At 57.0% G+C, this 6312-nt stretch carries 8 protein-coding genes and 1 riboswitch; of the genes, 6 read left to right on the top strand and 2 right to left on the bottom strand.

Annotation, left to right across the window (positions count from 1 at the left end):
* Positions 1-54 precede the first annotated feature (54 nt).
* Positions 55-1014: a sensor domain-containing diguanylate cyclase gene (locus FN633_RS16095; RefSeq protein WP_154058406.1), complete on the top strand. Its 960-nt coding sequence runs from the start codon at positions 55-57 to the stop codon at positions 1012-1014.
* 51 nt (positions 1015-1065) lie between these two features.
* Here the strand turns inward: FN633_RS16095 and FN633_RS16090 are convergent, their stop codons facing one another.
* Both FN633_RS16090 and FN633_RS16085 read right to left on the bottom strand, forming a co-directional pair.
* Complete coding sequence (locus tag FN633_RS16090; protein ID WP_042387723.1) at positions 1066-1293, bottom strand: YgdI/YgdR family lipoprotein; 228 nt, start codon at positions 1291-1293, stop codon at positions 1066-1068.
* 114 nt (positions 1294-1407) lie between these two features.
* A complete protein-coding gene (locus FN633_RS16085) occupies positions 1408-2343 on the bottom strand; it encodes a LysR family transcriptional regulator (RefSeq protein WP_154058405.1) in 936 nt (311 codons plus the stop codon).
* A 100-nt stretch (positions 2344-2443) separates the two neighbouring features.
* On the opposite strand from FN633_RS16085, the gene FN633_RS16080 reads away from it, so the two are divergent.
* From FN633_RS16080 to FN633_RS16060, 5 genes are all read left to right on the top strand, one after another.
* Complete coding sequence (locus tag FN633_RS16080) at positions 2444-2878, top strand: DMT family transporter (protein WP_154058404.1); 435 nt, start codon at positions 2444-2446, stop codon at positions 2876-2878.
* 6 nt (positions 2879-2884) lie between these two features.
* Complete coding sequence (locus FN633_RS16075) at positions 2885-3340, top strand: DMT family transporter (RefSeq protein ID WP_154058403.1); 456 nt, start codon at positions 2885-2887, stop codon at positions 3338-3340.
* 148 nt (positions 3341-3488) lie between these two features.
* Positions 3489-3587, top strand: a riboswitch (guanidine-I (ykkC/yxkD leader).
* 58 nt (positions 3588-3645) lie between these two features.
* Complete coding sequence (locus FN633_RS16070) at positions 3646-4704, top strand: putative urea ABC transporter substrate-binding protein (RefSeq protein ID WP_154058402.1); 1059 nt, start codon at positions 3646-3648, stop codon at positions 4702-4704.
* Positions 4705-4722: 18 nt separating this feature from the next.
* Complete coding sequence (locus FN633_RS16065) at positions 4723-5538, top strand: ABC transporter permease (RefSeq protein ID WP_154058401.1); 816 nt, start codon at positions 4723-4725, stop codon at positions 5536-5538.
* Complete coding sequence (locus tag FN633_RS16060; protein WP_154058400.1) at positions 5535-6311, top strand: ABC transporter ATP-binding protein; 777 nt, start codon at positions 5535-5537, stop codon at positions 6309-6311. Before FN633_RS16065 ends, FN633_RS16060 begins: the two co-directional genes overlap by 4 nt.
* Position 6312: the final 1 nt, after the last annotated feature.

The following is a 6312-nucleotide window of genomic DNA, read 5'->3' as shown; positions in this document are numbered from 1 at the left end:
CCTACCAAAAACACACTTCTCGGTTATATTGTTAATAAACCAGAGAGGGTGTCTATGAAATTTCCCGGTGTACCCGTTAATGAAAAAGAGCGCTTAAAATCGCTCTATATGATGGATCTGCTTGATAAAAAAGATGATGAGCGGCTGCAACGCCTTACCCGGTTGGCAAAAGCGACCTTTAACGTGCCCATTGCGCTTATCACCCTGTTGGACCGGGATCGGCAGTGGATGATCTCCTGCGAGGGGTTCAATATGCGCCAATCCTCGCGCAACGTCTCCTTCTGCGCCCACGCGATCCTGCTGCAGGGCATTATGATCGTTAAAGATGCGCTGAAGGACGATCGCTTCGACAATAACCCACTGGTACACGATGAACCCTTTGTGCGTTTCTATGCGGGCTGCCCGGTGCGCCTGCCCGATGGATCGATCGCGGGCACTATCTGCCTACTTGATAATAAGCCACGGGAGTTCAGCTCCGACGATATTAATCTCCTGCTCGATTTAGGCGCGATCGTTGAAGATGAGCTGGTGATTATTGGCATGGCGATGACCGATAAGCTCACCGAACTGCCTAACCGGCGTGGATTTTTCCAGATAGGCGATAAACGTTTTGCCGAGCTCACCCGGGACGCGACGCCTTTTTCGCTGCTCTATTTCGTGGTCGAGGACCTCCAGTCTCTTAATGATATTTGGGGCCACGCCGAGGGAGATAACGCCCTGCGAGCCTTTGCCAAGTGCCTTAATAGCTGCATGAAAAGCGGTGACGTCTGTGGTCGCGTGGACAGCAGTGCTTTTGCCGTGCTGCTGGCGCATAACGGACAGAATGATGCCGACGCGTTTTTATTCAATCTGCAAACTAAAATAGATGACTGGTATAGTCATGTAGGTAAGAAATATCCGTTAAATTACTCCTACGGCATGCTGGAAAATAGCACAGGAAAATATGATGACCTCGTGGATATGCTAAAGGATGCCGATACGGTGATGTATTCCGAGAAGCGCAAGGGGCGTTAATTGAGAGAGGGTTAAGGGGGCAATAAAAAAGCCCCCGTAAGGGCCCTTCTATTAATGAGGTACTTCAGAGACCTTCTGAACTTCGGACTGGTTTATCTGCTGCTTAACGCCGTTGGCATCTTTATAGCCTAACAGGCCTGCATCGGTCTGCTCAGGTTTGCCATCGGTGATGATGGTCCGGCCATCATTGGTATGAATCGCGTAGCTGGTACGGGTACAACCAGACAGGGCCGCTGCGCCAAGTAAAATTGCAACAGGTAAAACGATCGCTTTTTTCATTAGACTCTCCTGATTGTCAGTTGAATATTAAAGACCTCATCAAAACGTGATTAAAATCGAAGCCTTGGAAATAAGTGTAGAAGACTTTTTTAATTCTACAACCTTCTCATGAGTTCAGGTGACCTGCCAATAAAGGGGGGTGCCATAAACCTCGACAAAATAATCGATAACCGCACGTACTGTTAAAGGCGGATGCCGGGTATTGGGATAAATCACGGCAATATGCTGCGGTCCAGCATTAATTGTGGGGTGATAGTCAGCTAATAGCTCAACTAATGTTCTCTGCCGTAGACAGTTACCCACCATCCAGTCTGGAAATAACACAATTCCCATGCCGCCTAGCGCAGCGGTAAGCAGCGTCTCAGCATTATTTGAGCTGAGGTGGGCTGCTACCGGGTAGTGCACCCACTCGCTGCCCTCGGCGTTAAATAGCCAGCGATTAGGGCCGGAGGAGCCGCTGTAGACCAGGCAGCGATGCTGATTCAGTTCCGCTGGCGTCTGCGGTACCCCGTGTTTTGCCACGTAGTCCGGCGACGCGGCGAGGTAGTAGCGCTGGGTGCCTAAAATACGCGCGTGAAAAGAGGAGTCGGTTAGGGTGCCAATGCTAAAGATCAGATCGGCGGCGTCGCGATGGGGATCGATATAGTCGTCGGTCTGGTTCAGCTCAATCTGTAGCTGCGGATAGCGCGCCACCAGGCCGCTGAGCCAGGGGGCAATATGGTGCTGACCAAAGAACACCGGGGCATTGATACGCACCAGCCCGGCGGGCACGGCAGCGCGGTTTTGCAGCTCCGTTTGCGCGCTGTGCATGTTTTCCAGCATGGCGCGAGCGTGCACCATAAACAGGTGACCCGCTTCGGTAGGGATCACCGCCCGGGTATTGCGATAGAAAAGCTGCTGCCCCAGCGCGTTCTCCAGCTGGATCACGGTGCGAGAGATCATCGAGGCGGAGACGCCCTCCCGGCGCGCCACCGCTGAAAAACTCTGTTTATCATAGACGGCAACAAAAAAGCGCAGTGCGCGCAGGGTGATCGAGCCTGTATCGTTCATTAGTGCAGAACCTGCAAAGGTGTTTCCCGCATTATAGCGTTTTTTAATATTGAAGGTTGCTTTAGGCTGCTGCGCTTCTGTTCTTAAGGAATACGTAGTCATGCAATTCTTACTGATTTTACTGGTGATCGTGGGCGGCATGGGGCTGTCGGTAGAGGCTGGCATTCTCGGCCCGCTGGGGGGCGAGGTAGGGCACCTGTGGGCCACCTTCAGCATCTTTGGCGTCGGGGCCGCGCTCACCTTCCTGCTGATGCTCTTTTTCAGTCCGCGCAACAGCCCCTCCTTTTTCAGCCAGCCCGGCTGGCAGCTGCTCGGCGGCGTGCTCGGCCCGGCTTACGTGGTGATCCTCACCCTGGCCGCGCCGATCGTTGGGGTAGCCATGTGCATGATCGGCATTCTCGCCGGGCAGGTGTTTAAGAGCCTGGTGATCGATCACTTTGGACTCTTTGGGACCGGGCGCAGACAAATTGATGCAAAGCGCCTGTGGGCTCTGGTTTTCATCATCGCCGCGCTGGCGCTGGTGGCAAAAGGATAACGAAAAATGATTCTACTGATGATTATTCTCTCCGTGGTGGGCGGCGCGCTGCTGAGCGTGCAGGCGGCGATCAACGGCCAGCTAGGCAGCAAGGTGGGCGTGTTTCGCAGCGCATTTTTGACCTTCTCCGTTGGCGCGCTGATTACCGCCCTGCTGATCTTCTTCTTTGAGACTAAGCATGCGGTGACCCTGCTGGAGGTGCCGAAGTGGCAGCTGCTCGGCGCGCTGCTGGGCGTGCCCTATATCGTGATTATGGTGCTGGCGGTGCAGCGTATCGGCACGGCGGTGGCCACCGTGGCGGTGATCTTCGGCCAGTTGGCGATGAGCATGCTGATCGACAACTTTGGCTGGCTGCATAACGAGGCGATCCCCTTCTCCGCTACCAGACTGGGGGCAGTGGTTTGCCTCGGTATCGCCCTCTGGTTTATCTACTCCGGCAGTAAAAGCCGTGCGGTAGAGTAGGGTATTGCACCATCACATAGCACTGCCCAATTTTGGGGCGCACTTTTCGCCTGCTGCGCTCGCAGCAGGCACCGTTTGCGGGCGTTAGCGCCTGGCATAGCTTTTGCACTGTTCTAGGTAGAAGGCAGCGCAACATAACTTATCTGTAAAAATAGCTGGCTAGGGTTCCGGTTCATCGCTGATGAATGCTGGTCCGAGAGCTGGCGACCTCTCTGAGGTTACACGGCGGGACAAAAGCCCGGGAGACAGCAGCACCAGAGGGTGTCGCGCTGCTCCCTGTTTTTGTGCCAACCCGAGGTCAGATAATGAAAAAACGTTCCTTTCTCCGCACGCTTGCTCTGTCGCTGGCCCTGCTTACCAGCGTTCCCTCATTTGCGGCGGCTAAAAAAGAGTTCAACGTCTGCTGGACCATCTACGCGGGCTGGATGCCGTGGGGCACCATCAGCAGCGAGAAGATCATCGACAAATGGGCGAGTAAGTACGGCATCAAAATCAACATCGTCCAGCTCAATGACTATATCGAATCCATTAATCAGTACACCGCCGGCCAGTTTGACGGCTGCACCATGACCAATATGGATGCGCTGACCATTCCGGCGGCGGGCGGGGTCGATACCACGGCGCTGATCCTCGGCAGCTACTCCGAAGGCAACGACGGCGTGGTGCTTAAGGGCGAAGGCAAAAAGCTCGCCGACCTGAAAGGGATGAAAATCTACCTGCCGGAGCTGTCTGTTTCCCACTATCTGCTGGTTCGCGGTCTGGAGAAGGCCGGATTGCAGGAGCGTGACGTGACGGTAGTGAACACCTCCGACGCTGACATCGTCTCTGCGTTCGCCACCGATGACGTCCAGGCGGCGGTGGCGTGGAATCCGCAGCTCTCCACCATCAAGGCGACGCCAAAAACCACTGAGGTCTTTAGCTCTACCGCCGTGCCGGGCGAGCTGATCGACATGATGGTGGTCAATACCGAAACGCTGAAGGATAACCCGGCTCTGGGCAAGGCGTTGACCGGAGCATGGTACGAAATGATGGGCCTGATGAAAGCCCAGGATGCGAAGGCGCTGAACGCCATGGCGGCAGCCTCCGGCACCGATCTGGCGGGCTACCAGGCGCAACTAAAAACCACCCATCTCTTCTATACCCCGGCGGATAACCTCGCGTTCACCACTTCGGGCGATCTGGCGAAAACCATGCAGCGCGTGGCGCAGTTCTCCTTTGACAAGGGGCTGCTGGGTGACGGAGCGCAGAGCGCGGACTTTATCGGCATGGCCTTCCCAGGCAACGTGACCCAGGGCGATGCGGGCAACGTCAAGCTGCGCTTTGACGACAGCTTCGTGAAGCTGGCCGCCGACGGCAAACTTTAAGACTAACGGAGCCTGTGCATGCGACAAATTAACCGCCACCCACAGCCTGGTATGCGCCTTATGCTGGTGCTGCTGCCGTTTGTTTTGTTGCTGGCGGCCTACTTTCTTGGCTCCGCGGTACGCCTTGAGGCTAACCCGCACGACAAGCTGCTGCCGGGCCTCGACGGTATGCTGGCCGCCATTGATCGGATGGCTTTCACGCCAGACAGGCGCAGCGGCGACTACCTCTTCTGGCTGGATACCCTGGTGAGCCTGGCGCGCCTGCTCACCGGGCTGGTTATCGCCTCGCTGATTGGGCTGTGCATCGGCATCACCGCCGGGGTCTTCCCGATGTGGCGAGCCTCGCTGTCGCCGCTGATGACCGTGCTGTCGATGATCCCTCCCCTGGCGATCCTGCCGGTGCTGTTTATCGTCTTCGGCCTCGACGAACTGTCGAAGATCATGCTGATCGTTATCGGCATTACGCCGATGCTGGCCCGCGATCTTGAGCACAGGGCGCGGGAGATCCCCCAGGAGATCCTGATTAAGGCCCAGACGTTGGGAGCCAGCAGCTGGACCCTGGTATTGCGCGTCGTGCTGCCGCAGCTGCTGTCGCGCCTGCTTACCTCCCTGCGGCTGCTGCTCGGATCCGCGTGGCTGTTCCTGATCTCCGCCGAGGCGATCTCCTCCACCGCCGGGCTGGGCTACCGCATCTTTCTGGTCCGCCGCTATATGGCGATGGACGTCATCATTCCGTACGTTGTCTGGATCACTCTGCTGGCCTGGCTGATGGATCTGGCGCTGCGGGCGTTGCACAAAACCTGTTTTCCCTGGGCGGAAGGAGGGAAGGCATGAGCTTTATCGATATCAACAATATCTGGCAAGAGTACGGCAACCACGTGGTGCTGGAGCGGGTCAACCTGCAAATTCAGCAGGGGGAGTTTTGCTCCATGGTCGGGGCATCGGGCTGCGGCAAATCGACCTTCCTGCGCCTGCTGCTGGGCCAGGAGCGCCCCACCCGAGGCAGCATTACCCTTGACGGCCAGCCACTGGCGGCGGAGCCGGATCGCAGCCGCGGCGTGGTGTTTCAGCGCTACTCGGTGTTTCCGCACCTTAACGTGCTGGATAACGTCGCTATCGGCCTCGAACTGCCCAACAGTCCACTGCTAGGTCGCCTGTTCGGCAGCCGTAAAAAAGTAGCCCGCGAGCAGGCGACACAGATGCTGGAGAAGGTCGGTCTTGGCCATGCCCTGACCAAGTATCCGGCCCAGCTCTCGGGCGGGATGCAGCAGCGGTTAGCCATCGCCCAGGCCTTCATTATGCAGCCGCGGGTGCTGCTGCTGGATGAGCCGTTCGGCGCGCTCGATCCGGGCATCCGCAAGGATATGCACGCCCTGCTGCTCCAGCTGTGGAGCGAAACCCGGATGACCGTCTTTATGGTCACCCACGATCTCTCCGAGGGGTTCAACCTCGGCACGCGCCTGCTGGTGTTCGACAAGGTGCGCATCGACCCCCACGAGCCGAACGCTTACGGGGCGCGGATCACCTATGACATCCCGCTGAACGAGGCGCGCATGGCGGAGGTCATGACCCCGCCGTCCGCTAACGTCATTTCTTTAAGGAGCTAAT

The organism is Pseudescherichia vulneris (genome assembly GCF_902164725.1).
In the GTDB taxonomy this organism is placed as follows: domain Bacteria; phylum Pseudomonadota; class Gammaproteobacteria; order Enterobacterales; family Enterobacteriaceae; genus Pseudescherichia; species Pseudescherichia vulneris.
Note: the sequence above shows the minus strand (reverse complement) of the source record. Positions and strands in the feature narration are given on the sequence as shown.